Annotated in this window: 22 protein-coding genes and 4 tRNA genes; 9 read left to right on the forward strand and 17 right to left on the reverse strand. The window is 70.7% G+C overall.

Going from position 1 to position 22,938, the window contains the following annotated elements:
* Positions 1 to 37 precede the first annotated feature (37 nt).
* The 8 genes from yajC to pdxS form a co-directional block, all read right to left on the reverse strand.
* Positions 38 to 409, reverse strand: coding sequence for a preprotein translocase subunit YajC (yajC, locus tag DSM26151_RS08265; RefSeq protein ID WP_234659106.1), 372 nt, complete (start codon positions 407 to 409; stop codon positions 38 to 40).
* Between the two features lie 70 nt (positions 410 to 479).
* On the reverse strand, positions 480 to 1,517 hold the full coding sequence (ruvB, locus tag DSM26151_RS08270; protein ID WP_234659107.1) for a Holliday junction branch migration DNA helicase RuvB: 1,038 nt from the start codon (positions 1,515 to 1,517) through the stop codon (positions 480 to 482).
* Positions 1,514 to 2,134 (reverse strand): Holliday junction branch migration protein RuvA, encoded by a 621-nt coding sequence (gene ruvA / locus DSM26151_RS08275; protein WP_234659108.1) that lies wholly within the window; start codon positions 2,132 to 2,134, stop codon positions 1,514 to 1,516. Before ruvA ends, ruvB begins: the two co-directional genes overlap by 4 nt.
* Positions 2,131 to 2,754, reverse strand: a complete 624-nt coding sequence (gene ruvC, locus DSM26151_RS08280; RefSeq protein ID WP_234659109.1) for a crossover junction endodeoxyribonuclease RuvC — start codon at positions 2,752 to 2,754, stop codon at positions 2,131 to 2,133. Before ruvC ends, ruvA begins: the two co-directional genes overlap by 4 nt.
* A 5-nt stretch (positions 2,755 to 2,759) precedes the next feature.
* Positions 2,760 to 3,521, reverse strand: a complete 762-nt coding sequence (locus tag DSM26151_RS08285; protein WP_234659110.1) for a YebC/PmpR family DNA-binding transcriptional regulator — start codon at positions 3,519 to 3,521, stop codon at positions 2,760 to 2,762.
* A gap of 114 nt (positions 3,522 to 3,635) precedes the next feature.
* Positions 3,636 to 4,349: a hemerythrin domain-containing protein gene (locus DSM26151_RS08290; RefSeq protein ID WP_234659111.1), complete on the reverse strand. Its 714-nt coding sequence runs from the start codon at positions 4,347 to 4,349 to the stop codon at positions 3,636 to 3,638.
* 57 nt (positions 4,350 to 4,406) lie between these two features.
* Entirely contained in the window at positions 4,407 to 5,042 is a 636-nt protein-coding gene (pdxT, locus tag DSM26151_RS08295; protein ID WP_234659112.1) for a pyridoxal 5'-phosphate synthase glutaminase subunit PdxT, read from the reverse strand.
* Positions 5,036 to 5,926: a pyridoxal 5'-phosphate synthase lyase subunit PdxS gene (gene pdxS, locus DSM26151_RS08300; protein WP_234659113.1), complete on the reverse strand. Its 891-nt coding sequence runs from the start codon at positions 5,924 to 5,926 to the stop codon at positions 5,036 to 5,038. Before pdxS ends, pdxT begins: the two co-directional genes overlap by 7 nt.
* Before the next feature lie 123 nt (positions 5,927 to 6,049).
* Here pdxS and DSM26151_RS08305 point away from each other — a divergent pair, with 123 nt between their 5' ends.
* Together DSM26151_RS08305 and pdxY are read left to right on the forward strand one after the other, a co-directional pair.
* Positions 6,050 to 7,402, forward strand: a complete 1,353-nt coding sequence (locus DSM26151_RS08305; RefSeq protein ID WP_234659114.1) for an aminotransferase class I/II-fold pyridoxal phosphate-dependent enzyme — start codon at positions 6,050 to 6,052, stop codon at positions 7,400 to 7,402.
* Complete coding sequence (gene pdxY / locus DSM26151_RS08310) at positions 7,399 to 8,250, forward strand: pyridoxal kinase PdxY (RefSeq protein ID WP_234659115.1); 852 nt, start codon at positions 7,399 to 7,401, stop codon at positions 8,248 to 8,250. The genes DSM26151_RS08305 and pdxY overlap by 4 nt, the downstream gene beginning before the upstream one ends.
* A gap of 7 nt (positions 8,251 to 8,257) precedes the next feature.
* On the opposite strand, the gene DSM26151_RS08315 is transcribed toward pdxY, so the two are convergent.
* The 5 genes from DSM26151_RS08315 to DSM26151_RS08335 form a co-directional block, all read right to left on the reverse strand.
* On the reverse strand, positions 8,258 to 8,821 hold the full coding sequence (locus DSM26151_RS08315) for an HIT family protein (protein WP_234659116.1): 564 nt from the start codon (positions 8,819 to 8,821) through the stop codon (positions 8,258 to 8,260).
* Positions 8,818 to 10,716, reverse strand: coding sequence for a threonine--tRNA ligase (gene thrS / locus DSM26151_RS08320; protein ID WP_234661841.1), 1,899 nt, complete (start codon positions 10,714 to 10,716; stop codon positions 8,818 to 8,820). The genes DSM26151_RS08315 and thrS overlap by 4 nt, the downstream gene beginning before the upstream one ends.
* Positions 10,717 to 10,902: 186 nt before the next feature.
* A tRNA-Val gene (locus tag DSM26151_RS08325) sits at positions 10,903 to 10,977 on the reverse strand.
* 32 nt (positions 10,978 to 11,009) lie between these two features.
* Positions 11,010 to 11,080: transfer RNA gene (locus DSM26151_RS08330), tRNA-Cys, on the reverse strand.
* Between the two features lie 51 nt (positions 11,081 to 11,131).
* Positions 11,132 to 11,204 (reverse strand) — tRNA-Gly (locus tag DSM26151_RS08335).
* A 207-nt stretch (positions 11,205 to 11,411) separates the two neighbouring features.
* Between DSM26151_RS08335 and DSM26151_RS08340 the strand changes: the two genes are divergently transcribed.
* A tRNA-Val gene (locus DSM26151_RS08340) sits at positions 11,412 to 11,487 on the forward strand.
* Between the two features lie 193 nt (positions 11,488 to 11,680).
* Here DSM26151_RS08340 and DSM26151_RS08345 read toward each other — a convergent pair.
* The 3 genes from DSM26151_RS08345 to zapE form a co-directional block, all read right to left on the reverse strand.
* Positions 11,681 to 12,250: a type II toxin-antitoxin system PemK/MazF family toxin gene (locus tag DSM26151_RS08345; protein WP_234659117.1), complete on the reverse strand. Its 570-nt coding sequence runs from the start codon at positions 12,248 to 12,250 to the stop codon at positions 11,681 to 11,683.
* 43 nt (positions 12,251 to 12,293) lie between these two features.
* The gene (locus DSM26151_RS08350; protein WP_234659118.1) at positions 12,294 to 13,514 is read right to left on the reverse strand and encodes an ammonium transporter; all 1,221 of its coding nucleotides are present in this window, start codon (positions 13,512 to 13,514) and stop codon (positions 12,294 to 12,296) included.
* Between the two features lie 262 nt (positions 13,515 to 13,776).
* The gene (gene zapE / locus DSM26151_RS08355; RefSeq protein ID WP_234659119.1) at positions 13,777 to 14,832 is read right to left on the reverse strand and encodes a cell division protein ZapE; all 1,056 of its coding nucleotides are present in this window, start codon (positions 14,830 to 14,832) and stop codon (positions 13,777 to 13,779) included.
* Between the two features lie 142 nt (positions 14,833 to 14,974).
* Between zapE and DSM26151_RS08360 the strand changes: the two genes are divergently transcribed.
* Together DSM26151_RS08360 and DSM26151_RS08365 are read left to right on the forward strand one after the other, a co-directional pair.
* Positions 14,975 to 15,874 (forward strand): sulfurtransferase, encoded by a 900-nt coding sequence (locus tag DSM26151_RS08360; protein ID WP_234659120.1) that lies wholly within the window; start codon positions 14,975 to 14,977, stop codon positions 15,872 to 15,874.
* A gap of 41 nt (positions 15,875 to 15,915) precedes the next feature.
* Entirely contained in the window at positions 15,916 to 16,356 is a 441-nt protein-coding gene (locus DSM26151_RS08365; RefSeq protein ID WP_234659121.1) for a SufE family protein, read from the forward strand.
* 18 nt (positions 16,357 to 16,374) lie between these two features.
* Here DSM26151_RS08365 and DSM26151_RS08370 read toward each other — a convergent pair whose 3' ends face one another.
* The gene (locus DSM26151_RS08370) at positions 16,375 to 17,556 is read right to left on the reverse strand and encodes an alpha/beta hydrolase family protein (protein WP_234659122.1); all 1,182 of its coding nucleotides are present in this window, start codon (positions 17,554 to 17,556) and stop codon (positions 16,375 to 16,377) included.
* A gap of 89 nt (positions 17,557 to 17,645) precedes the next feature.
* On the opposite strand from DSM26151_RS08370, the gene DSM26151_RS08375 reads away from it, so the two are divergent.
* From DSM26151_RS08375 to DSM26151_RS08390, 4 genes are all read left to right on the forward strand, one after another.
* A complete protein-coding gene (locus tag DSM26151_RS08375) occupies positions 17,646 to 18,236 on the forward strand; it encodes a DUF3000 domain-containing protein (protein ID WP_234659123.1) in 591 nt (196 codons plus the stop codon).
* The gene (locus tag DSM26151_RS08380) at positions 18,229 to 19,425 is read left to right on the forward strand and encodes a ribonuclease D (protein WP_234659124.1); all 1,197 of its coding nucleotides are present in this window, start codon (positions 18,229 to 18,231) and stop codon (positions 19,423 to 19,425) included. Before DSM26151_RS08375 ends, DSM26151_RS08380 begins: the two co-directional genes overlap by 8 nt.
* A 78-nt stretch (positions 19,426 to 19,503) precedes the next feature.
* A complete protein-coding gene (locus tag DSM26151_RS08385) occupies positions 19,504 to 20,712 on the forward strand; it encodes a thiolase family protein (protein WP_234659125.1) in 1,209 nt (402 codons plus the stop codon).
* A gap of 10 nt (positions 20,713 to 20,722) precedes the next feature.
* Complete coding sequence (locus DSM26151_RS08390) at positions 20,723 to 22,861, forward strand: 3-hydroxyacyl-CoA dehydrogenase NAD-binding domain-containing protein (RefSeq protein WP_234659126.1); 2,139 nt, start codon at positions 20,723 to 20,725, stop codon at positions 22,859 to 22,861.
* Positions 22,862 to 22,938 lie beyond the last annotated feature (77 nt).

Genomic DNA, 22,938 nt, shown 5'->3' on the forward strand with positions numbered 1-22,938 from the left:
CCGGGCGTCATCGCCCGGGCAGAGCGTGTGGGGGCTTCTAGTCGTCCGACTTCTTGGCGTCGGGCTTCTCGTCGCTCGGAACGTCGTCGACTCGCTCGCCGAACTCCGGCTCGCCCTCAGTCGTCTCGGCTGCGACCTCGTCGGAGACGACCGGGTCGACGACACGGGCGATCGTCTGGCGGTGCAGGCTGAGCACCGTGCCCGGGTTCGCCTCGAGCTCCACCTGGTTCTCGTCTTCGTCGATCGAGAGGATGGTGCCGTAGAGGCCGAAGTTCGTCATGACCTTCGCTCCGGGCACGACCTTCGACTGGAGGTCCCGCATCTCCGCCTGGCGCTTGCGCGAGTTGCGGAACATGAAGAAGATCAGCACCGCCAGGACGGCGAGCATGATGAGAGTCAGCGGATCCATGAAATGGGAAACCTTCCGGTGTGCGCGCAGCGCACGAGATCAGGGGTGGGGTGGCCGGAGCCTCCAAGGATTATAGGTCATCCAGCGGCAACGCCGCCGCGACCTCCTCGGACTCGCGGGTCAGGCCGAAGTGCCGCCATGCGGTCTGGGTCGCCATCCGCCCGCGGGGCGTCCGCGTGATCAGCCCGATGCGCACCAGGAACGGCTCGACGACCGCCTCGATCGTCTCGGCCTCTTCACCGACCGAAACGGCCAGGGTGTTCAGCCCGACCGGCCCGCCCCCGAACCTCGTGAGGATCGTCATCATGACCGCGCGGTCGAGCCGGTCGAGCCCCAACGGGTCGACGTCGTAGAGCTCGAGCGCCGCTCGGACCGCCTCGATGTCGGCGCGATCGGTGTGCACGAGTGCGTAGTCGCGGACGCGTCGCAGCAGGCGGTTCGCGATGCGCGGGGTGCCGCGGCAGCGACCCGCGATCTCGGCGATCGCCGGCCGGTCGATGTCGAGCCCGAGCATCACCGCGGCGCGCCCGAGCACCTGCTCGAGCTCGCGCTCGTCGTAGAACTCGAGGTGGGCGGTGAACCCGAACCGGTCGCGCAGGGGGTTCGGCAGCAGCCCGGCGCGCGTCGTCGCGCCGACGAGCGTGAACGGGGCGAGGTCGAGCGGCACCGAGGTCGCCCCGGCGCCCTTGCCGACCATGATGTCGATCCGGAAGTCCTCCATCGCGAGGTACAGCATCTCCTCCGCGGAGCGGGCCATGCGGTGGATCTCGTCGATGAACAGCACCTCGCCCGGGACCAGCGACGAGAGGATGGCCGCCAGGTCGCCCGCGTGCTGGACCGCCGGGCCGCTCGACATGCGCAGCGGCCGACCGCCCTCGTGGGCGACGATCATCGCGAGCGTGGTCTTGCCGAGGCCGGGCGGGCCTGCGAGGAGGATGTGGTCCGGGGTCCGCTGCTGCATGGCGGCAGCCGCCAGCAGCAGCTGCAGCTGACCGCGCACCCGGGTCTGACCGACGAACTCGTCGAGACTTCGGGGGCGGAGGGCGCCCTCGAACGCGAGCTCGGCCTCCGAGGCGAGTTCGGGATCGGTGAGGTCGCGCTCGCTCATCGGACGCGCGCCCCCTGCTGGGCGGGACCGAGCCGGGCGAGCGTGAGCCGCAGCAGCACCGGAACACTGGACGACGCAGCCTCGCCTGAGGCCTCGAGCGTCTGCGCGATCGCCTCGCCCGCGAGCCTCTCGGACCACCCGAGCCCGGTCAACGCCGCGAGCACGTCGTCTGCGACGCCACCGGTCGCCACGCCCGCGCCCGGAGCGCTGGCGACGGGCGCGACCACCTTGCCCGCGAGCGACACCGTGATGAGCTTCGCCGTCTTCGGCCCGATGCCGCTCACACGCCGGAAGGCGGCGTCGTCGTCGGCCTCGACCGCACGCGCGACATCGGTGGGCGACATCGCGGAGAGCACGCCGAGTGCGGATTTCGGCCCCACGCCGGTCACCCCGATGAGCAGGGCGAAGACCTCGAGCTCGTCGCGCGAGGCGAACCCGAACAGGGTCAGCGAGTCTTCACGCACGACCAGGTTCGTGTGCACGTGCACCTCGTCGCCCTCGCGGCACGCGAGCACGAACGCCGGCGTCGCGTTGACGAGGTAGCCGATGCCGGAGACCTCGACGACGAGGGAACTGCCGGAGGCGTTGAGCACGCGACCGCGGAGGGAGGAGATCACTCCCTCACCCTACGGGCCGCCCCCGACACCGAAGCCGCACGTTCCGCGGCGAGCCATGCACGCTGCGCGGGCGTCATGCCCGCGGCATCCGCGCCGCGACCGGCCGCACCCGCGCCCGACGCGTCGGCGATCGCTGCCCCGGCCGCTCCCCCGGTCCGCCAGGCGTGGCAGATCGCGAGGGCGAGCGCGTCCGCGGCATCCGCCGGCTTCGGCACCACCTCGAGTCCGAGGATGCGGGCGACCATCGCTCCGACCTGCTTCTTGTCGGCGCGCCCGTAACCCGTGATCGCGGCCTTGACCTCGCTGGGGGTGTGCAGCGCGACGGGCAGCGCGCGCCGCGCGGCGATCAGCATCGCCACACCCGAGATCTGCGCGGTGCCCATGATCGTCGAGACGTCGCTGCGCGCGAACACCCGCTCGAGCGCGACCGCGTTCGGCCGGTGTTCCTCGAGGATCGCCTCCAGGCCGTCCGCGATGCGAGCCAGTCGCGACGGCGTGTCGAGGTCGGCGGGCGAGCGCAGGACGACGACGTCGACGAGCTTCGCAGAGCGGTCGGATGCGACGTCGACGACGCCGACGCCGCAGCGGGTCAGCCCGGGGTCGATGCCGAGGACCCGCACGGCCGCTACTCCGAGTCCGCCTCGAGCTCGGCCTGCACCTCGGCGGTGAGGTCGAAGTTGCTGTAGACGTTCTGCACGTCGTCGCTGTCCTCCAGCGCGTCGATGAGGCGGAACACCTTCTTCGCCGTGTCGGCGTCGATCTCGACCTTGAGGTTCGGCACGAACTCGATGTCGGCGGACTCGTAGTCGAGCCCGGCCTCCTGCAGCGCCTTCCGGACCTCGACGAGCGCCGAGGCGTCGGTGACGACCTCGAAGCCCTGCGCGTGCGGTTCGACCTCTTCGGCTCCGGCCTCGAGGGCGGCCATCATGACGTCGTCCTCGGTCGTGCCGTCGCCCGTGACGACGATGACGCCCTTGCGCGTGAAGTTGTAGGCGACCGAACCCGGGTCGGCGAGCGTGCCGCCGTTGCGGCTGAGACCGGTGCGCACCTCGGCGGCCGCGCGGTTCTTGTTGTCGGTGAGCACCTCGATCATGAGTGCGACGCCGTTCGGGCCGTACGCCTCGTAGGTGATGTTCTGGTACTCGACGGCCTCGCCGCCGATGCCCGCCCCGCGCTTGATCGCCCGGTCGATGTTGTCGTTCGGGACGGAGGTCTTCTTGGCCTTCTGCACGGCGTCGTACAGCGTGGGGTTGCCGTTCAGGTCGGCGCCGCCGAGCTTGGCCGCGACCTCGATGTTCTTGATGAGCTTGGCGAACGACTTCGCGCGCCGCGCGTCGATGACGGCCTTCTTGTGCTTGGTCGTCGCCCACTTGGAATGCCCGGACATGCTGCTCCCGAATCGGTTCACCTCGGCGGGTGCGCCCGCCGACACGACATTCTAGAACAGCCCCGCCGACGGGCCGGGGACCGGCGGGCCCGAGCGGATGCCGGGGCGCGCGGTTCACACGAGCGCCGGCATCCCCTCGGGGAACACCGCGTGCTGCCACGCGACGTACTTGCGACGCATGAGCAGCGCCCAGAGCAACCGGATCGGCGCGGGAAAGCTCCGCTTGAACCATGCGGCGCGTTCGGCCTCGGGCACCGCCTCGATCATGAGGCCGAGCTGGATCGGCATCTCCTCCTTGGGGAAGTCCTCGCGGCCGTGCTCGCCGAGCGCATCCCACTCGCGCTGGCTCATCACCTCGGCCGCGACCGGGACGATGTCCGACTCCTCGCGCCCGAGGTGCACGCCGAGCGTGTGCCCGATCTCGTCGAGTGCCGCGGCCAGGTTCGCCGCGGCATCCGTCGTCGCACCCTCGCGCCACTCGGCGGCCAGACCCGGCACCCGGTCGAGCATCGTCGCGATGCGGGCGTGCTGCTCGCGCATGAGTTCGACGGTGACCGCGCACGCGGGCCTGCGGGCCTCGATCGGGTCCCAGAGCAGGGCGTCCTCGCCCTCGTGGTGGACGTGCAGCCCGAGCGTGAGCAGTTCCACCGCCCCCGACACGGTCGCGGCGCGCTCGACGTCGCCGTCGTCGACGCCGCGGACGATCGTCGGGAACTCGCGGAACCCCCACCGGAAGATCCGATGGACGAGGTAGATGTCCGAGACGTCGCAGCCCGGGGTCTCTCCCTCGGGCAGCGCGCCCGACGTGCTCGGCAGTCGTGTGGTCATGACGCGAGGCAACCGCGCACGCGGCCACGCGGCATCCGTGCCAGCACTGAGGAATGCTCAGGCGATGCGGGCCCGGACCTTCCCGAGGAAGTACTCGTGGAACCGGTGGTCCCCGAGGATCTCCGGGTGGAAGCTCGTTCCGATGAGGCCGTCCTGCTCGACCGCGACGACGCGCCCGTCGGCCAGCGCCGCGAGCGGTCTCGCACGCGGACCCACGGACTCGACGACGGGGCCGCGGATGAAGGCCGCTCGCACCGGGGGCTCCCCCAGCACGGGAACGTCGAGGTCGACCTCGAACGACTGGTTCTGCGATCCGAACGCGTTGCGGCGCACGACGATGTCGAGGCCGCCGAAGGTCTGCTGCCCGTCGATCGCGTCGTGCAGCGTGTCGGCGAGCATGATCAGGCCCGCGCACGTCCCGTAGACGGGAAGCCCCTCCGCGATGCGGCGCCGCAGCGGGTCGGCGACGCCGAACGCGCGCGAGAGCTTGTCCATGACGGTCGACTCCCCGCCGGGGATCACGAGGCCGTCGATGGCGTCGACCTCCTCGGGTCGTCGCACGAGCACGATGCGCGCCCCGAGTCCGGCGAGCACGCGCGCGTGCTCACGGAAGTCGCCCTGCAGGGCGAGGACGCCGACGGTGGGCCCGGCAGCGTCGCTCGCCCCCAACGACTCGGTGCGGAGGGTCACCATCCGCGCTCGGCGAGGCGGTGCGGCGCGGGCAGGTCGCCGACGTTGATGCCGACCATGGCCTCGCCGAGCCCGCGCGAGACCTCGGCGACGACCTTCGGGTCGTCGTGGAAGGTGGTGGCCTTGACGATCGCGGCCGCGCGCTGCTCGGGGTTGCCCGACTTGAAGATGCCCGATCCGACGAAGACGCCGTCGGCTCCGAGCTGCATCATCATCGCGGCATCCGCCGGGGTGGCCACGCCGCCGGCCGTGAAGAGCACGACGGGGAGCTTGCCGGTCTCTGCGACCTCGAGCACGAGGTCGTAGGGCGCCTGGAGTTCCTTCGCGGCGACGTAGAGCTCGTCGCGCGTCATCGACTTCAGCTGGTTGATCTCGGAGGTGATCTTGCGGATGTGCTTTGTCGCCTCGGAGACGTCGCCCGTGCCGGCCTCGCCCTTGGAGCGGATCATCGCGGCACCCTCGTTGATGCGACGCAGCGCCTCGCCGAGGTCGGTCGCACCGCAGACGAAGGGCGTCGTGAAGCCCCACTTGTCGATGTGGTTGACGTAGTCGGCCGGCGAGAGCACCTCGGACTCGTCGATGTAGTCGACCTCGAGCGCCTGGAGCACCTGGGCCTCGACGAAGTGGCCGATGCGGGCCTTGGCCATGACCGGGATCGAGACCTCGGCGATGATCGCCTCGATCAGGTCGGGGTCGCTCATGCGCGCGACGCCGCCCTGGGCGCGGATGTCGGCGGGGACGCGCTCGAGCGCCATGACGGCGACCGCGCCGGCGTCCTCGGCGATGCGGGCCTGCTCGGGCGTGACGACGTCCATGATGACGCCGCCCTTCAGCATTTCGGCGAGGCCGCGCTTGACGCGGCTGGAACCGATCTCGGCAGAGCTCATCGGGTGTTCCCTTCAACGGATGACGCGGTCTCGCGCAGCACGGCAAGTCAAGACGTTTGCTTGACCTAGGCCAAAAGATAGCATGGTCCGGAACCTAGACTCGTCCCTGCGATGGAACATGACATGACCCTCCAGATCACCGGCCGATCGGCGTCCGACATCGCCGCAAGCGTGCGCGCGCTCATCGAGCGCGGCGCGCTCGGCCCCGGCGACCCGCTCCCCTCGGTGCGCGCGCTCGCCGACGACCTCGGCGTCAACCGCAACACGGCCGTCGCCGCCTACGGGCAACTCACCGCGGCGGGCATCGTCGTCACGAAGGGCCGGGGCGGCACCCACGTCGCCGACCGGGCCGCCGTCGCCCAGGAGGGGTTCGCCGCCGACAGCGTGCTCCGCGACGTCGCGACCGGGAACCCCGACCCCGACCGCATCCCGGACCCCGTCGCAGCGCTCGCCCGCATGGCCGGCCGGCCCGTGCTCTACGGCGAACCCGTGATCGACCCCGGACTCGAGCGGTGGGCCCGGGCGTGGATGTCCGAGGGACTCGCCCCCCGCGACATCCGCCTCACCATCACCAGCGGGGCCGGCGACGCCGTCGAACGGCTGCTCGCCCAGGCGCTCGTGCGCGACGACGCCGTCGCGCTCGAGGACCCGTGCTTCCTCACGAGCATCCACACGGTGCGCGTGGGCGGGTATCGGGCCGTCCCCGTCCCGGTCGACGACGAGGGCATGACCGTCGAGGGCCTCCGCACCGCGCTCGAACAGGGCGTGCGCGCAGTGGTGTGCACCCCGCGCGCGCAGAACCCGACCGGCGCGAGCCTGACCGAGCAGCGCGCGGCCGAGCTGCGCGAGGTGCTCCGCGCACACCCCTACGTGCTCGTCATCGAGGACGACCACTTCTCGATGCTCTCTCGCAGCCCGTTCCGCTCGATCATCGGCCCCGACCACCGGCGCTGGGCGCTCGTGCGTTCGGTGTCGAAGTTCCTCGGGCCCGACATGTGCCTGGCCGTCACCGCATCCGACCCCGACACGGCCGACCGGCTCGCGATGCGCCTCACGCCCGGCACGACCTGGGTGAGCCACCTCCTGCAGCGGCTCACGCTCGCGCTCGTGACCGACCCCGAGGTCGCGTCGCGCATCGAGGCCGCGGGCGCACACTACGCCGCCCGCAACGACGCGTTCGCCGCGCGCCTGACCGCGCTCGGCGTGCCGGCCGCAGCCGGCGACGGGCTCAACCTCTGGGTCGCGCTGCCCGTGCCCGCCCGCGACGTCTCGGAGCAGCTCATGCGACGCGGCTGGCTCGCCCGTGCCGGCGACGAGTTCGCGCTCGCCGACGCACCGGCCGCACGGCGACTGCGGCTCACCGTCCACGACCTCGCCGACGCCGACGCAGATCGGCTCGCGGCCGACATCGCGTCGGCCGTGCGCGCCGCGGGTGGACGGCTCGTCCCGGCCGGGAATGGCATGATCGACGGGTGAAGGTCCTCTCGATCCAGTCCGCCGTCGCGTACGGCCACGTCGGCAACTCCGCGGCCGTGTTCCCCCTCCAGCGCATCGGCGTCGAGGTCATGCCGGTGTACACGGTGAACTTCTCCAACCACACCGGGTACGGCGCGTGGCGCGGCCCGCTCATCGCGCCCGCCGACGTCGCCGAGGTGATCTCCGGCATCGAGGATCGCGGCGCGTTCCCGACGATCGACGTGATCCTCTCCGGCTACCAGGGCAGCGAGGGCATCGCCGACGTCATCCTCGACGCGGTCGCCCGAATCAAGGCCGCGAACCCCGCCGCGATCTACTCGTGCGACCCGGTCATGGGCAATGCGAAGAGCGGATGCTTCGTGGCGCCGGCCATCCCGGTCCTCCTCCGCGACCGCGTGGTCCCGGCCGCCGACCTCATCACGCCGAACCAGTTCGAGCTCGGCTACCTCACTGGCACCGAGCCGGCCTCGCTCGAGTCGACGCTCGAGTCGGTCGACCTCGCCCGCGCCTCCGGGCCGCGGACGGTACTCGTCACGAGCGTCGAGCGCCCCGACCGCGAGGAGGGCACGATCGAGATGCTCGCCGTCGACGACCGCGGCGCCTGGATCGTGCAGACTCCCCTGCTGCCGATGAAGGCGAACGGCTCAGGGGATGTCACGGCCGCCCTGTTCACGGCCCACTACCGCCGAACCGGCGACGCGGCCGGCGCGCTTGCGAAGACGGCGTCGAGCGTGTTCGACCTGCTGACGAACACCCACGAGTCGGGCGAACGCGAACTGCGGCTCGTCGAGTCGCAGGAGTCGTACGCGAACCCCGCGATGCAGTTCGAGGTCCGTCAGGTCCGCTGAGCGCGCCTCAGCGCGGCCAGGCCCCAGCGATCTCGTCCCGCACCTCGCCGAGCAGGCGCGGCAGCGCCTTCGTGCCGGCGATGATCGGGAAGAAGTTCGAGTCGAGCGCCCACCGCGGCACGATGTGCTGGTGCAGGTGCTCGGCGATGCCGGCACCGGCGATCCGGCCCTGGTTCATGCCGATGTTGAACCCGTCGCAGCGCGAGACCTGCTTGACGGTGCGCATCGCGATCTGCGTGAGCTCGCCGATCTCGGCGACCTCCTCTGCGCTCGCCTCGTCGTAGGTCGCGATGTGCCGGTACGGGCACACGAGCAGGTGACCGCTGTTGTACGGGTACAGGTTCAGCAGCACGTACGCGTGCTCGCCGCGAGCGACGATGAGCGACTGCTCGTCGTCGAGTTCGGGCGCACGACAGAACGGGCACGAGTGCTCGTCGGGCTGCTGCCCGTGCTGGATGTAGACCAGGCGGTGCGGGGTCCAGAGCCGCTGGAAGGCGTCCGGGACTCCGGCGAGGTCGGCCGCGGCATCCGTCTGCACGCCGTCGAACTCGTCGGGCTGGTACGCGGTCATGCGAAGAGGTCGTCCCGGGTGGTGATCTGGCGACGGTCGCCGATCGCCTCGAGGATCCGCTGCTCGGCATCGGCGATCGGCACGCCGTTCTCCTGCGTGCCGTCGCGGAAGCGGAAGCTCACGGTCTCGCCCGCGCGGTCGTTCTCACCCGCGATGAGCTGGATCGGCACCTTCTGCGTGGTGTGGGTGCGGATCTTCTTCTGCATGCGGTCGTCGCTCGTGTCGAGCTCGGTGCGAACCCCGGCACCGGAGAGCTGGGTGAGGATGCCGCCGAGGTAGGGCGCGTACTCGTCGGCGACGGGGATGCCGACGACCTGCACGGGCGCGAGCCACAGCGGGAACGCCCCGGCGTAGTGCTCGGTGAGCACGCCGAAGAACCGTTCGATCGACCCGAACTTCGCCGAGTGGATCATGACCGGCCGCTGGTGCGTGCCGTCGGCCGCCGTGTACTCGAGCCCGAACCCCTCGGGCTGGTTGAAGTCGTACTGGATGGTCGACATCTGCCAGGTGCGGCCGATCGCGTCGCGCGCCTGCACCGAGATCTTCGGGCCGTAGAACGCCGCCCCGCCCGGGTCCATCACGAGCTCGAGCCCGGAGGCCTCGGCGACCTCGCGCAGCACGTTCGTCGCGGCCTCCCACTGCTCGTCGGTGCCCTTGAACTTCTCGGAGTCGGCGTCACGCGTCGACAGCTCGAGGTAGTAGTCGTCGAGACCGAAGTCGCGCAGGAGTCCGAGCACGAAGTTCAGGAGGTGCTCGATCTCGGCGGGCGCCTGCTCGGGCGTGACGTAGCTGTGCGAGTCGTCCTGGGTCAGGCCCCGCACGCGGGTGAGGCCCTGCACCACACCGGACTTCTCGTAGCGGTACACGGTGCCGAACTCGAAGAACCGCAACGGCAGCTCGCGGTATGAACGCCCGCGGGAACGGTAGATGAGGTTCTGCATCGGGCAGTTCATCGCCTTGAGGTAGTACTCGCTGTTCTCGAGCTCCATCGGCGGGAACATGGTGTCCTTGTAGTACGGCAGGTGGCCGGACAGCTCGAAGACGTGCGCCTTCGTGATGTGCGGCGTGGAGACGTACTGGAAGCCCTCTTCGATGTGGCGCCGGCGGACGTAGTCCTCCATCTCGCGCTTGATCACACCGCCCTTGGGGTGGAACACCGGGAGGCCAGAGCCGATCTCGTCGGGGAAGCTGAACAGGTCGAGCTCGGCGCCGAGCTTGCGGTGGTCGCGGCGCTGCGCCTCCTCGAGGCGGTGCTGGTAGGCGCGAAGTTCGTCTTTGGTGGGCCACGCGGTGCCGTAGATGCGCTGCAGCTGCGGGTTCTTCTCGGAGCCGCGCCAGTACGCCGCGGCGACGCGCATGAGCGCCCAGCCGTTGCCGATCATGCGGGTGCTGGGCAGGTGCGGGCCGCGGCAGAGGTCCTTCCAGGCGACCTCGCCGGTCTTGGGGTCGACGTTGTCGTAGATCGTCAGTTCGCCGCCGCCGACCTCGACGTTCTCGTTGTCGTCGCCGGACGCCGCCGAGCCCTTGAGCCCGATGAGCTCGAGCTTGTACGGCTCGTCGGCCAGTTCGACGCGGGCCTCGTCGTCGCTCGTGACCCGGCGCACGAATCGCTGGCCCGAACGGATGATGCGGGCCATCTCCTTGTCGAGGACCTTGAGGTCTTCGGGGGTGAACGGTTCGGCCACGTCGAAGTCGTAGTAGAACCCGTCCGTCACGGGCGGGCCGATGCCGAGCCTGGCCTCGGGGTTGATCTTCTGCACGGCCTGGGCGAGCACGTGGGCAGTCGAGTGGCGCAGGATCGCAAGCCCGTCGGGCGAGTCGATCGTGACCGGCTCGACGACGTCGGTGCCCGTCACCGTCGTCGCGAGGTCTTTCAGCTCGCCGTTGACGCGCATCGCGACAACGGAACGATCGGTGAAGAGCTCGAAGCCGTCGGCCAAGTGGATCCACTCCCATGCAGTCTCAGGTGCAACCCCTCAACTGTAGTCGCGAGCGGATGCCGCGGCGCGCGCGGGAGTCCACGCCCTGGCCCGTGCGCACGGAGACGACGAAGGCCCCGGCTGCTGCCGGGGCCTTCGTGCTGGTGGGCGATACTGGGATCGAACCAGTGACCTCTTCCGTGTCAGGGAAGCGCGCTACCGCTGCGCCAATCGCCCGGGTTGTGAGTCGAGCCCTGGGGCTCTGCTCGAGGTGGATACGGGATTCGAACCCGTGTATACGGCTTTGCAGGCCGCTGCCTCGCCTCTCGGCCAATCCACCGTTGCTTGGGTTCACCACCAAAGACAAACCGGCTTGCGCCGGCTTGGTCTGAGCGGATGACGAGACTCGAACTCGCGACCCTCACCTTGGCAAGGTGATGCGCTACCAACTGCGCCACATCCGCGTTGCTCGCATTTCTGCGTGCAGGAAGACAATAACCGATCCGGTGAACGAATGACAAACCGAGCGGACCGCCCGCACCGTTCGGGCCGATCACGCTGGCAATCCGGGCATGCACGCCGGGCGTGTCGACGCCGGTCGATGTGCATTCGCCCTCCCGCGTGGGCTACTATCGATCCGCGGCCGTCACGCGGTCGCGAAACCCGCACGCGGGCGATTGGCGCAGCTGGTAGCGCGCTTCCTTCACACGGAAGAGGTCGTCGGTTCGAGCCCGGCATCGCCCACCATCACGAACGCCCCCGGAACGATCCCGGGGGCGTTCGTCGTTCCCGGGCGGCCGGCGCGCTGCGCCATCCCATCGCATCGGAATCCGCTTCCGGCATCCGAACCCGCCCGGAGCGGGATTCGAACGCCGGAAGCGGATTCCGAGCGACGAGCAGGCTCCAGATCGACGAGCGGATGCCGCTGGCGAACGGAGCGTCAGCCCCAGCCGTAGCGCTCGGCGAGGGCCTCGACGAGCCGACGGTACCGCGCGGCATCCAGGGTCGCCGCCTCGCGACGCATCCCGTCGGCGTGCACCTTGAAGACCCGGTCGATCTTCGCCCAGCTCGGCCTGCCCTGTCCGTCCCATGCGCCGGTGCCGAGCTCGACCGCGTCGCGGCCCTGCGGCCTGCTCGTGAGCTGCACGGCGAGGAAGCTCTCCCGCTCCCCCGCTGCGACGATCACGACGGGGCGGTCCTTGCCCCGCCCGTCGCGCTCCTCGTAGGGCACCCAGGTCCAGACGACCTCGCCCGGGTCCGGCTCGCCGTCTCGCTCGGGCGCGTACGAGAAGCGCACGGCGCGGATCCGCGAAGGCTCGAGCTCGACCGTCGCGGTCGGCCCCGATCGGCCCGGCGATTCCCCACCGGCGTCCGTGCGCGGCCCGGTCGCGGCATCCGCCGATGAAGTGGATGGGCGCCCCGTGCGGGTGGAGGCCTCCCGCCGACCGGGCCGCGCGAGCGAACGGATGGCACGCCCGAGGGCGGTGAGGAAGCGGCTGGCGTCAGGCACACCGGCACACTACCCTCACCGCCCTCGCGGTGATCGAAGCGGATCAGACGACCTCGAGCTTGTAGCCCTCCTCGCCGTGCACGACGGTGTCGATGCCCGCGAGCTCGTCCTCGTTCTTGACGCGGAAGCCGATGGTCTTCTCGATCGCGAGGCCCAGCACGAACGCGACCACGAAGGAGTACACGAGCACGCCGACCGCGGCGATGGTCTGGACCGCCAGCTGGCCGAGGTCGCCGCCGGTGAACAGGCCCGTGCCGATCGCGAAGAAGCCGAGGTACAGCGTGCCGATCAGGCCGCCGACGAGGTGGATGCCGACGACGTCGAGCGAGTCGTCGAAGCCGAGCTTGAACTTCAGCTCGATCGCGAGGGCGCAGACGGCGCCGGCGACCGCACCCAGCAGGAGCGCCCAGCCGGGCTCGAGGTTGGCGCACGCCGGGGTGATCGCGACCAGGCCCGCGACGGCGCCCGATGCCGCGCCGACCGACGTCGGCTTGCCGTCCTTGAACTTCTCCACGACGAGCCAGCCGAGGATCGCCGCAGCGGTCGCGCCGAGCGTGTTGAGGACGATGAGGCCCGCACCCTCGAGTCCGTTGAGGAACTCCGCGCCGGCGTTGAAGCCGAACCAGCCGAACCACAGCACCGCGGCGCCGAGCAGCGTGAGGGGCACGTTGTGGGGCTTGTCCATGCCCTTCTGGAACCCGACGCGCTTGCCGAGCACGAGCGCCAGGGCGAGGGCCGCCGCGCCGGCGTTGATGTGGACGGCGGTGCCGCCCGCGTAGTCGATGACGCCCGGAAGCCCGAGCGACTCACCGAGGCCCAGGATCCATCCTCCGCCCCAGACCCACGCCGCGACCGGGAAGTACACCAGCGTCGCCCAGACGCCGGCGAAGATCATCCACGCGCCGAACTTGGCGCGGTCGGCGATCGCGCCCGAGATCAGCGCGACCGTGATGATCGCGAACGTCGCGCCGAAGGCGACGCCGATCAGGTCGGTGTTCGCGGTCTCGCCGGTCGCGAGCGAACCGAGCGCGAAGTCCGAGAACGGGTTGCCTGCGAAGTCCCAGGTGCCGCCGACGGCGCTCATGTTGAAGCCGTACAGCACCCAGAGGACGCTGATCAGCCCCATCGCGCCGAAGCTCATCATCATCATGCTGACGACGCTCTTGGCCTTCACCAGACCGCCGTAGAAGAACGCCACGCCCGGCGTCATGAACAGCACGAGCGCGGTCGCCGTGATGGCCCACGCAATGCTTCCCGTATCCATAGTCTTTCCTCACACGTCGTGATCTGCAGGGGGCGTACCTGGATGGATCGGCGACGGGCGTCGGTCTCGGGGTACGCAGGATCAGACTGGTGCGGCCACGTTTCGACGACGGGGGCTGCCGCGTTTCCGGACGGTTACGGAAACGGCGTGCGTGTAACGAGCATGTTTCGGGGCGCCGAGACGAACCGGCGAATCCGCTTCGAGGGCGATGCACGCCGGCACGGGCCTCGGTCGCGGGCGCGGCCGCGCCGGGGCGGTGCGCTCAGTCGTGCGGCGGCAGCTCGCCGGTCGTGAGCGCGATCATTCGCGACATCGAGCGCTGGTACTTCTTGCGGTAGCCGCCCGAGAGCATGTCGCCGCCGAACACCCGGTCGAGCGGCACGCCGCCGGCGAGGATCGGCACCTCCGCGTCGTAGACCCGGTCGATGAAGGCGACCAGGCGCAGCGCGGCGTTCTGGTCGGTCAGTTCGCGCACGCCCGTGAGCGCGATGAACTCGATGCCGTCGATGAGCTTGATGTACTTCGACGGGTGCACGGTCGACAGGTGCGCCATGAGGGCGTCGAACGAGTCGATCGAGACGCGATGACCGCGCGATGCCAGAGCGGATGCCGCGTGCGCGACCGCCTCGTCGTCGGTGAGCGCCTCGGCGTGCCCCTCGGTGTCGCGGCGGCGGTAGTCGAGCCCGTCGATGCGCAGGGTCTCGAAGTTCGACGACAGCGCGTGGATCTCCCGGAGGAAGTCGGCCGCCGCGAACCGGCCCTCGCCGAGTGCGTTCGGCGGGGTGTTGCTCGTGGCGGCGACGCGCGTGCCGCCTGCCATGAGCTCGCCGAGGAAGCGCGTCATCAGCATCGTGTCGCCCGGGTCGTCGAGTTCGAATTCGTCGATGCAGACGAGCCGCGCGCCGCGCAGCAGTTCGACGGCCGGCCGGTACCCGAGCGCACCGACGAGCGCGGTGTACTCGATGAACGTCCCGAAGTACTTGGGTCCGTGCGCGACGTGCCAGAGCGAGGCGAGCAGGTGGGTCTTGCCGACGCCGAACCCGCCGTCGAGGTAGACGCCGGGCAGTTCGATGCGTGCGGGCCGCTTGCGCGAGAAGAACCCGCCGGGGCGCTGGGCGGCGCGCCACGCGCCCGCGAAGGTCTTGAGACGATCGAGCGCGGCCTGCTGCGACGGGAAGTCGGGGTCGGGGCGATAGGACTCGAACGACGCCGCGGCGAACTGCGGCGGCGGCACGAGCTCCGAGGCGATCTCCGCGCCCGTGATGCTCGGGTCGCGGTCGACGAGATGCTCGAGAGCGGATGCCGCGGCAGAGGTCATGGGCGTTGGGCTCCTGTTGCACCTGGTGACGCGCGCGGTGACTCCGACCGCACCGACGCGTAGATTCGTTGGTGGACGGGTCACCAGCCTAGTCCGCCGACCGAACCCGCTTCGCCCGCCCGGGCGACCACAGGAGGCCCGCATGTCCGTCGAGTTCGATCCCGCCGCAGAGTTCGCCGACTACGCCCATCCGGAGCGCCTCGTCACGACGCAGTGGCTCGCCGATCGGCTCGGAACCCCCGGGCTCGTCGTCGTCGAGTCCGACGAGGACGTCCTGCTCTACGAGACCGGCCACATCCCCGGTGCCGTCAAGGTCGACTGGCACACCGAGCTGAACGACCCCGTCGTGCGCGACTACCTCAGCGGCGAGCAGTTCGCCGCGCTCCTCGGCGGCAAGGGCATCGCGCGCGAGGACACCGTCGTGATCTACGGCGACAAGAACAACTGGTGGGCGGCGTACGCCCTCTGGGTGTTCGCGCTGTTCGGCCACGAGGACGTGCGCCTGCTCGACGGCGGGCGCGACAAGTGGATCGCCGAAGGCCGGCCGATCACGACCGACCCGGCCGACCGGGAGCCCGTCGAGTACCCGGTCGTCGAACGCGAGGACGGCGGCATCCGTGCCTTCAAGGAGGACGTCCTCGCCCACTTCGGCAACCCGCTCATCGACGTCCGCTCGCCCGAGGAGTACACGGGCGAGCGCACCCACATGCCCGCCTACCCCGATGAGGGCGCCCTCCGCGGCGGCCACATCCCGACCGCGGCATCCGTTCCCTGGGCGCGCGCCGCCGCGGAGGACGGCACGTTCCGGCGCCGGGCCGAACTCGAGGCCATCTACCTCGACGAGGTCGGGCTCGCCGCGGGCGACGACATCATCGCGTACTGCCGCATCGGCGAGCGTTCGAGCCACACCTGGTTCGTGCTGACGCACCTGCTCGGCTTCGAGGGCGTGCGCAACTACGACGGGTCGTGGACGGAGTGGGGCAGCGCGGTGCGCGTTCCCATCGCCACGGGCCCCGAGCGGGGCGAGGCGCCCGGGCGGTAGGACGCCGCCGGACGCCCGGCGGCGGGTGGGAGAATGGACCGATGGATGCCACGACCCTCCCCCCGGCGCTCGCGGAGACGCGCGCGGACTTCCTCGCGCTCGGCGTGAAGGATCGCCTGACGCTCCTGCTCGACTTCTCGAACGAGCTCCCGGAACTGCCGGAGCGGTACCGGGACCACCCGGACCTGCTCGAACGGGTCGTGGAGTGCCAGTCGCCGGTGTACATCTTCATCGAGGTCGACGACTCCGGCCTCGTGCACCTGCACGCGACCGCGCCGGCCGAATCGCCCACGACGCGCGGATTCGCCTCGATCCTCGCGCAGGGCCTCGACGGGCTCGCGCCCGACGAGGTCATGGCGATCCCCGACGACTACCCGCAGTCGCTCGGCCTGGGCGAGGCCGTCTCGCCGCTGCGGGTGCGCGGCATGTCGGGCATGCTCGCCCGTGCGAAGCGACAGCTGGCCGAGCGGATGGCGGCCTGACGCCGGTGACGCGGCGCGTCAGCGCTCGGCGAGCCAGTCGCGGATGAGGCGCGTCCAGCGCTCGGGGTCCTGATTCCACTGCTTCGTGTGGCTGGCACGCTCGAACACCTCGAACCTGACGAGGTCGGGCCGCACCTCTGCGAGGCGACGCGACCCGTCGATCGGGACGAAGCCGTCGTCCTCGCTGTGCATGAGCAGGATCGGCACCTCGAGCTCGTCGGCCCGCGCGACCGCGTCCAGCGACTCCAGGTCGATCGGCGCGGCGAGCCCCGTGAGCGATCCGGCGATCGGCGCGCTGAGCACGCGTGCGACGGCTCCGCCGAGCTCGGCGGGCAGGCCGAGCGCTCGGCCCTGGAAGCGCAGGATGTCGGGCCAGTCGACCGCGGGCGACTCGAGGATGACGCCGGCGAGCCGCTCGCGGACCTCCGCGGCGCGCAGCACCGCCTGCAGCACGATCGCACCGCCCATCGACCAGCCCATGAGCACGATCCGACGCGCACCGCGCTCGCGCGCGAAACGGACGGCGGCGACCACGTCCTCCCACTCGGTGCCGCCGAGTCCGTAGCGTCGATCCTCGCTGTGGGGTGCGTCGCCGTCGTTCCGGTACGACACGACGAGGCTCGACCAGCCCGCATCCCGTGCCGGGGCGACCGCCCGCAGCGCCTCGGCCCGGCGCGCGCCCCTGCCGTGGACGCCGATCACCCAGTCGGCAGACGGCGAGCCCGAGGCATCCGCACCCGGCACGAACCAGGCCGGGGCCGGCCCGAGCGGCGTCGGGACGGCGACGTTCTCGTAGTCGCCCGCGACCTCCCACGGCCCCAGGTGGAACCATCCGCTGATGCGACCGCGATGCGCCCGCTCGAGCCGGCCGAAGTCCACGCCCTCGAGCACGCGACGGACCCGGTGGCCGTCGTCGTCCAGCACGTCGCCGATCCGCGCGTACCCCGAATCCCGCTCGAACCACAGCCCGTACCGGCCCGGCATCCGGATCTCATCGGTGCCCGAGAGCACGACCTCGCCCGCGACCAGGTCGACGCGCTCGATGCGGACGTCGTCTTCGCGTGGCGGCTCGGGCGTCACCACCCGCCGCGCGAACACGACCGCGGTCGCCGCCGCCGCCGCGAGGAACGCGAACCCGACGACCGCGATCCCCCCGAGCACCGCGCCGACCGGTCCGACCGCTCGTTCGAGCCGTGACATCCTGCCTCCTGGTTCCCTCGTCGCGTCGAGGGCGCCCTCGTGCGGCGCGCCGCCGCCGGCCCCCGTGACCGAGACTCTAGTCTGCGAACGTGTCCGACTCGGCGCCCCCTCCTCCCCCAGAGTTCGCCGCAGCACTCGAGTCGCTGCGAGCCGCGACCCCGCGCTCCGAACTGCGCGTGTCGGAGATCAGCGCGCCCGCTTCACTGGCGCCCTGGTCCGTCGCGCTCGCGGCCGATCTCGCGCCCGGCCGCCATGCCGAGGACTCCGACCTCGGGACCGGGCGATTCATCCTCCTCTACGACCCCGACGAGCCCGAGCCCTGGGGCGGGCGGTTCCGCGTCGTCTGCTTCGCCCAGGCGCCGCTCGAGACCGACATCGGCATCGACCCGTTCCTCGCGGACGTGGCGTGGTCCTGGCTCACCGATGCGCTCGACTCCCACGGCGCCGCGTACGTGGCGGCGTCGGGAACGGTGACCAAGATCCTCTCGACGGGATACGGCGAACTCGCGCGGCAGGGCGACGGGGCCGAGCTCGAGCTCCGCGCATCATGGACCCCGCTCGACGCCGCGATCGCACCGCATGTGGAAGGGTGGAGTGAACTGCTGTGCATGCTGGCCGGCCTGCCTCCTGGCTCGGAGGGGGTGACGGCCCTTCCCACTCGGAGGAGGAGACGTGGCTGACGTTTTCCACGTGATCGACTCCCGCAACGCCTACGACGATGCCGTCGCGGCGCTCGCGGGCGGCGTCGGCCCGGTCGCCGTCGACGCGGAGCGGGCGAGCGGGTTCCGGTACTCGCAGCGCGCCTACCTGATCCAGGTGTTCCGGCGCGAGGCCGGCACGTTCCTGTTCGACCCCACCGGAATCGACGACTTCACGAGCCTCCACGACGCGATCCGCGACGAGGAATGGGTCCTGCACGCGGCGAGCCAGGACCTCGCGTGCCTGCGCGAGGTCGGGCTCGACCCGGTCGGGATCTTCGACACGGAACTCGCGGCTCGCCTGCTCGGGATGCCGCGCGTCGGGCTCGCGACCGTGGTCGAGGAACTGCTCGGCATCCGCCTGGCGAAGGAGCACTCCGCGGCCGACTGGTCGACGCGGCCACTGCCCCAGTCGTGGTTGAAGTACGCCGCACTCGACGTCGAGCTCCTCGTCGACGTGCGCGACCGGCTTGCGGAACGCCTCGACGAGGCGGGCAAGGCCGAGATCGCCCGACAGGAGTTCGAGGCGACCGTGCACCGTGAGGCCAAGCCTCCCGCGGCAGAGCCGTGGCGGCGCCTGAGCGGCATCCACGCCCTGCGTTCGCCCCGCAACCTCTCCGTCGCGCGTGCGCTCTGGCAGGCGCGCGACGCCCTGGCGGCCGAGACGGATGTCGCGCCCGGACGCCTCGTGCCCGATGCGTCGCTGCTCGCGGTCGCGAAGGCGCTGCCCGAGTCCAAGCGCGCACTCGCGGACCTCAAGGCGTTCAACGGCCGCGCGAGCCGCACCGAACTCGATCGCTGGTGGGCGGCCATCGAAGCCGCGCGGACGGCCGATCCGCCCGCGACGCGGGTGCCGAGCGATGCTCCTCCGCCGCCACGCGCGTGGGCTGCGCGCAATCCGGAGGCCGACGCGCGACTGCGCCTCGCGAAGGCCTCGGTCGTCGAGGCGGCCGAGGCGTTGGGCATGCCGGTCGAGAACCTGCTCACGCCCGACCACCTGCGCCGGCTCGCGTGGACTCCGCCGGAGGAGGACGGGCCCGACGCGATCGGGCAGGCGCTCCTCGATCTCGGGGCACGGGCGTGGCAGGTTGAGGCAACCTCACAGAGAATCGCCGTGGCGTTTGTACAGGCGACACAATCGCTCGAAGACGCCGCGCACGAGCATTCGTAGGAACCGGCAACCGATTCCGGGGGTCGCGAGCGGCGTTCCTAGGATCGGGGAATCCTCCATTCGAAAGGGAGCTGCAGCGTGGCTGAACGAGCTGACGTCGTGTTCGTCGATGGGGTCCGTACCCCCTTCGGCAAGGCCGGCGACAAGGGAATGTACTGGAACACCCGGGCCGACGACCTGGTGGTGAAGGCGATCGTCGGACTCCTCGAGCGCAACCCGAACGCGCCGAAGGACCAGATCGACGACGTGGCCATCGCGGCCACGACGCAGACGGGCGACCAGGGACTCACGATCGGCCGGAGCGCCGCGATCCTCGCGGGCCTGCCGAAATCGGTCCCCGGGTTCGCGATCGACCGCATGTGCGCGGGCGCCATGACCTCCGTTGCGATGCTCGCCGGATCCATCGGGTACGGCCAGTACCGCCTCGCGATCGGCGGCGGCGTCGAGCACATGGGCCACCACCCGATGGGCTCGGGCGTCGACCCCAACCCGCGCTTCGTGGCCGAGAAGATGGTCTCCGAGGACGCCCTCGTCATGGGTGCGACCGCCGAGCGCATCCACGACCGCTTCCCGCACCTGACCAAGGAGCGCGCCGACCGGTACGCCCTCGGCAGCCAGCAGAAGACGGCTGCCGCATACGAGGCGGGCAAGATCCAGCAGGACCTGGTCCCGGTCGCGATCCGCAGCGGTGAGGGCTGGGGGCTCGCGACCCGCGACGAGGTCATGCGCCCCGAGACGACGATGGAGGGCCTCGCAGGCCTCAAGACCCCGTTCCGTCCGCACGGCCGCGTGACCGCGGGCAACGCCTCGGGCCTGAACGACGGCGCGACCGCGGCGCTCCTCGCCAGCGGCGACGCCGCGAAGGAGTTCGGCCTGAACGTGAAGATGAAGCTCGTCAGCTACGCCTTCGCGGGCGTCGACCCGGCCATCATGGGCATCGGCCCGGTGCCGGCGACCGAGAAGTCGCTGCGCATCGCCGGCCTGACGATGGACGACATCGGCCTGCTCGAGGTCAACGAGGCGTTCGCCGTTCAGGTGCTGTCGCTCCTCGACCACTACGGCATCGAAGACGACGACCCCCGCGTGAACCCGTGGGGCGGGGCGATCGCGGTCGGCCACCCGCTGGCCTCGTCGGGCGTGCGACTGATGAACCAGCTCGCGAGCCAGTTCGCCGAGCGCCCCGACGTGCGCTACGGCCTCACGACCATGTGCGTCGGCCTCGGCCAGGGCGGCACGATGATCTGGGAGAACCCGAACTACTCGCGCAAGGCTGCGAAGAAGGCCTGAGGAAGCGACGATGACCGACTACACGAAGATCGATTTCACCGAACTCGCGGGCATGTTCGACGACGAGGTCGTCACGCACTCCTACGTGCGCGACGTCCCGCTCTCCGACGGCCGCACGCTCGCGCTCGTCACGCTCGACAACGGGCGCGACCACACGCGACCGAACACCCTCGGCCCCAACACGCTGCTCGAGTACGCCGCGACGCTCGACGCGCTCACGGCGAGGGCCGCCGCGGGCGAGATCCACGCGGTGGCGGTGACGGGCAAGCCCTTCATCCTCGCCGCGGGCGCCGATCTCTCGAAGGTGTCGCTGCTGCCCAGCCGCGAAGCCGCCCTGCGCATCGCCCAGCTCGGCCACCACGCACTCGGCAAGCTCGCGAGCGTGGGCGTGCCGTCGTTCGCGTTCATCAACGGACTCGCCCTCGGCGGCGGCGTCGAGATCGGCCTGCACGCCGACTACCGCACGGTCGACGCGTCGCTGCCGGCACTCGCGCTGCCCGAGGTCTTCCTCGGCATGATCCCCGGCTGGGGCGGCGCGACCCTCCTGCCGAACCTCATCGGCATCGAGAACGCGCTGAAGATCGTCGTCGAGAACCCGCTCAAGCAGAACCGGACCATCAAGGCGCCCGACGTGCTCGAGCTCGGCATCGCCGACGTGATGTTCCCGTCGGTGAACTACCTCGAGGACTCGATCCGCTGGGCCGACGACGTGATCTCCGGTCGTGTGAAGGTCAAGCGCCCGAACGAGCCCGGCAAGGTCGAGCGCCTCGTCAAGTGGGATGCCGCGATCGGCATCGCGAAGAAGATGCTGCAGAGCCGCATCGGCACCGTGCCGAAGTCGCCGTACGCGGCCCTCGACCTGCTCAAGGCCGCCAAGTCGGGAACACGCGAGGAGGGCTTCGCGCGCGAGGACGAGATGCTCGCCGACCTCGTCTCGGGCGACCAGTTCCATGCCTCGATGTACTCGTTCAACCTCGTGCAGAAACGCGCCAAGCGCCCGGCCGGTGCGCCCGACAAGGCGCTCGCGAAGAAGGTCACCAAGGTCGGCGTCCTCGGTGCCGGGTACATGGCCAGTCAGTTCGCACTGCTCTTCGTGCGCCGGCTGCAGGTCCCGGTGATCATCACCGACCTCGACCAGGAACGCGTCGACAAGGGCGTGGCGTACATCGCCGGCGAGATCGACGCGCTGCACGGCAAGGGCCGCATCTCGTCCGACGAGGCCAACCGGCTCAAGGCACTCGTGCGCGGCACGACCGACAAGGCCGAGTTCGCCGACTGCGACTGGGTCATCGAGGCCGTCTTCGAGGAGCTCGCCATCAAGCAGGACGTCTTCGCCGAGATCGAGAAGATCGTCTCGCCCGAGGCCGTCCTCGCGACGAACACCTCTTCGCTCTCGGTCGAGCAGATCGGCGCGAAGCTCGCGAACCCCGAGCGCGTGGTGGGCTTCCACTTCTTCACGCCCGTCGCGGTCATGCCGCTCATCGAGGTCGTGAAGACCACGAAGACGGATGACGCGACGCTCTCGACCGCCATGGTGACGGCCGCGAAGCTGAAGAAGAACGCGGTGATCACGGCCGACACCCCCGGCTTCGTGGTCAACCGCCTGCTCGCGGTGCTCCTGGGCGAGGCGATGCGCGCGGTCGACGAGGGCACCTCGTTCGAGACCGTCGACCAGGCCATGGCGCCGCTCGGCCTCCCGATGTCGCCGTCGGCGCTGCTCGACCTCGTCGGGCTCAAGGTCGGCGCGCACGTGCTGGACACCCACCACGCGGCGTTCCCCGACCGCTTCTACCGTTCGGAGAACCTGCACGCGCTGGCCGACCACGGCACGCTGCTCGAGAAGGACGACAAGGGCAAGGTCAAGGGCTTCGACAAGGGCGCCCTGAAGATCGTGGCCGGCGGCACGAACCCGTCGAGCCCCGACGAGATCCTCACCCGCCTCCAGGACGGGCTGGCGCGCGAGACCAGGCTCATGCTCGACGGCGAGGTCGTCGCCGCAGCCGAGGACATCGACCTCTGCATGATCCTCGGCGCGGGCTTCCCGTTCCAGATGGGCGGGCTGACGCCGTACCTCGACCGAGTCGGTGCCTCGGAGCGCGTCTTCGGCGCCACCTTCCACGACCCGCGGGTCGAGGGCGTCGAGGGCTGATCCCCCGCTGCACGCCGAACGGCCCCCGACGCGATGTCGGGGGCCGTTCGTCTGTCCCGGGAAGCGGGGCGCTCGCG

Source organism: Agromyces marinus (assembly GCF_021442325.1).
Taxonomy (GTDB): Bacteria; Actinomycetota; Actinomycetes; order Actinomycetales; family Microbacteriaceae; genus Agromyces; species Agromyces marinus.

Excerpts from the sequence above, each read along its gene's own strand:
- yajC (WP_234659106.1), bottom strand. The coding sequence starts at position 409 with ATGGATCCGCTGACTCTCATCATGCTCGCCGTCCTGGCGGTGCTGATC.
- ruvB (WP_234659107.1), bottom strand. The coding sequence starts at position 1,517 with ATGAGCGAGCGCGACCTCACCGATCCCGAACTCGCCTCGGAGGCCGAG.
- DSM26151_RS08285 (WP_234659110.1), bottom strand. The coding sequence starts at position 3,521 with ATGTCCGGGCATTCCAAGTGGGCGACGACCAAGCACAAGAAGGCCGTC.
- DSM26151_RS08290 (WP_234659111.1), bottom strand. The coding sequence starts at position 4,349 with ATGACCACACGACTGCCGAGCACGTCGGGCGCGCTGCCCGAGGGAGAG.
- pdxT (WP_234659112.1), bottom strand. The coding sequence starts at position 5,042 with ATGGTGACCCTCCGCACCGAGTCGTTGGGGGCGAGCGACGCTGCCGGG.
- pdxS (WP_234659113.1), bottom strand. The coding sequence starts at position 5,926 with ATGAGCTCTGCCGAGATCGGTTCCAGCCGCGTCAAGCGCGGCCTCGCC.
- DSM26151_RS08305 (WP_234659114.1), top strand. The coding sequence starts at position 6,050 with ATGACCCTCCAGATCACCGGCCGATCGGCGTCCGACATCGCCGCAAGC.
- DSM26151_RS08315 (WP_234659116.1), bottom strand. The coding sequence starts at position 8,821 with ATGACCGCGTACCAGCCCGACGAGTTCGACGGCGTGCAGACGGATGCC.
- thrS (WP_234661841.1), bottom strand. The coding sequence starts at position 10,716 with ATGCGCGTCAACGGCGAGCTGAAAGACCTCGCGACGACGGTGACGGGC.
- DSM26151_RS08350 (WP_234659118.1), bottom strand. The coding sequence starts at position 13,514 with ATGGATACGGGAAGCATTGCGTGGGCCATCACGGCGACCGCGCTCGTG.
- zapE (WP_234659119.1), bottom strand. The coding sequence starts at position 14,832 with ATGACCTCTGCCGCGGCATCCGCTCTCGAGCATCTCGTCGACCGCGAC.
- DSM26151_RS08360 (WP_234659120.1), top strand. The coding sequence starts at position 14,975 with ATGTCCGTCGAGTTCGATCCCGCCGCAGAGTTCGCCGACTACGCCCAT.
- DSM26151_RS08365 (WP_234659121.1), top strand. The coding sequence starts at position 15,916 with ATGGATGCCACGACCCTCCCCCCGGCGCTCGCGGAGACGCGCGCGGAC.
- DSM26151_RS08370 (WP_234659122.1), bottom strand. The coding sequence starts at position 17,556 with ATGTCACGGCTCGAACGAGCGGTCGGACCGGTCGGCGCGGTGCTCGGG.
- DSM26151_RS08390 (WP_234659126.1), top strand. The coding sequence starts at position 20,723 with ATGACCGACTACACGAAGATCGATTTCACCGAACTCGCGGGCATGTTC.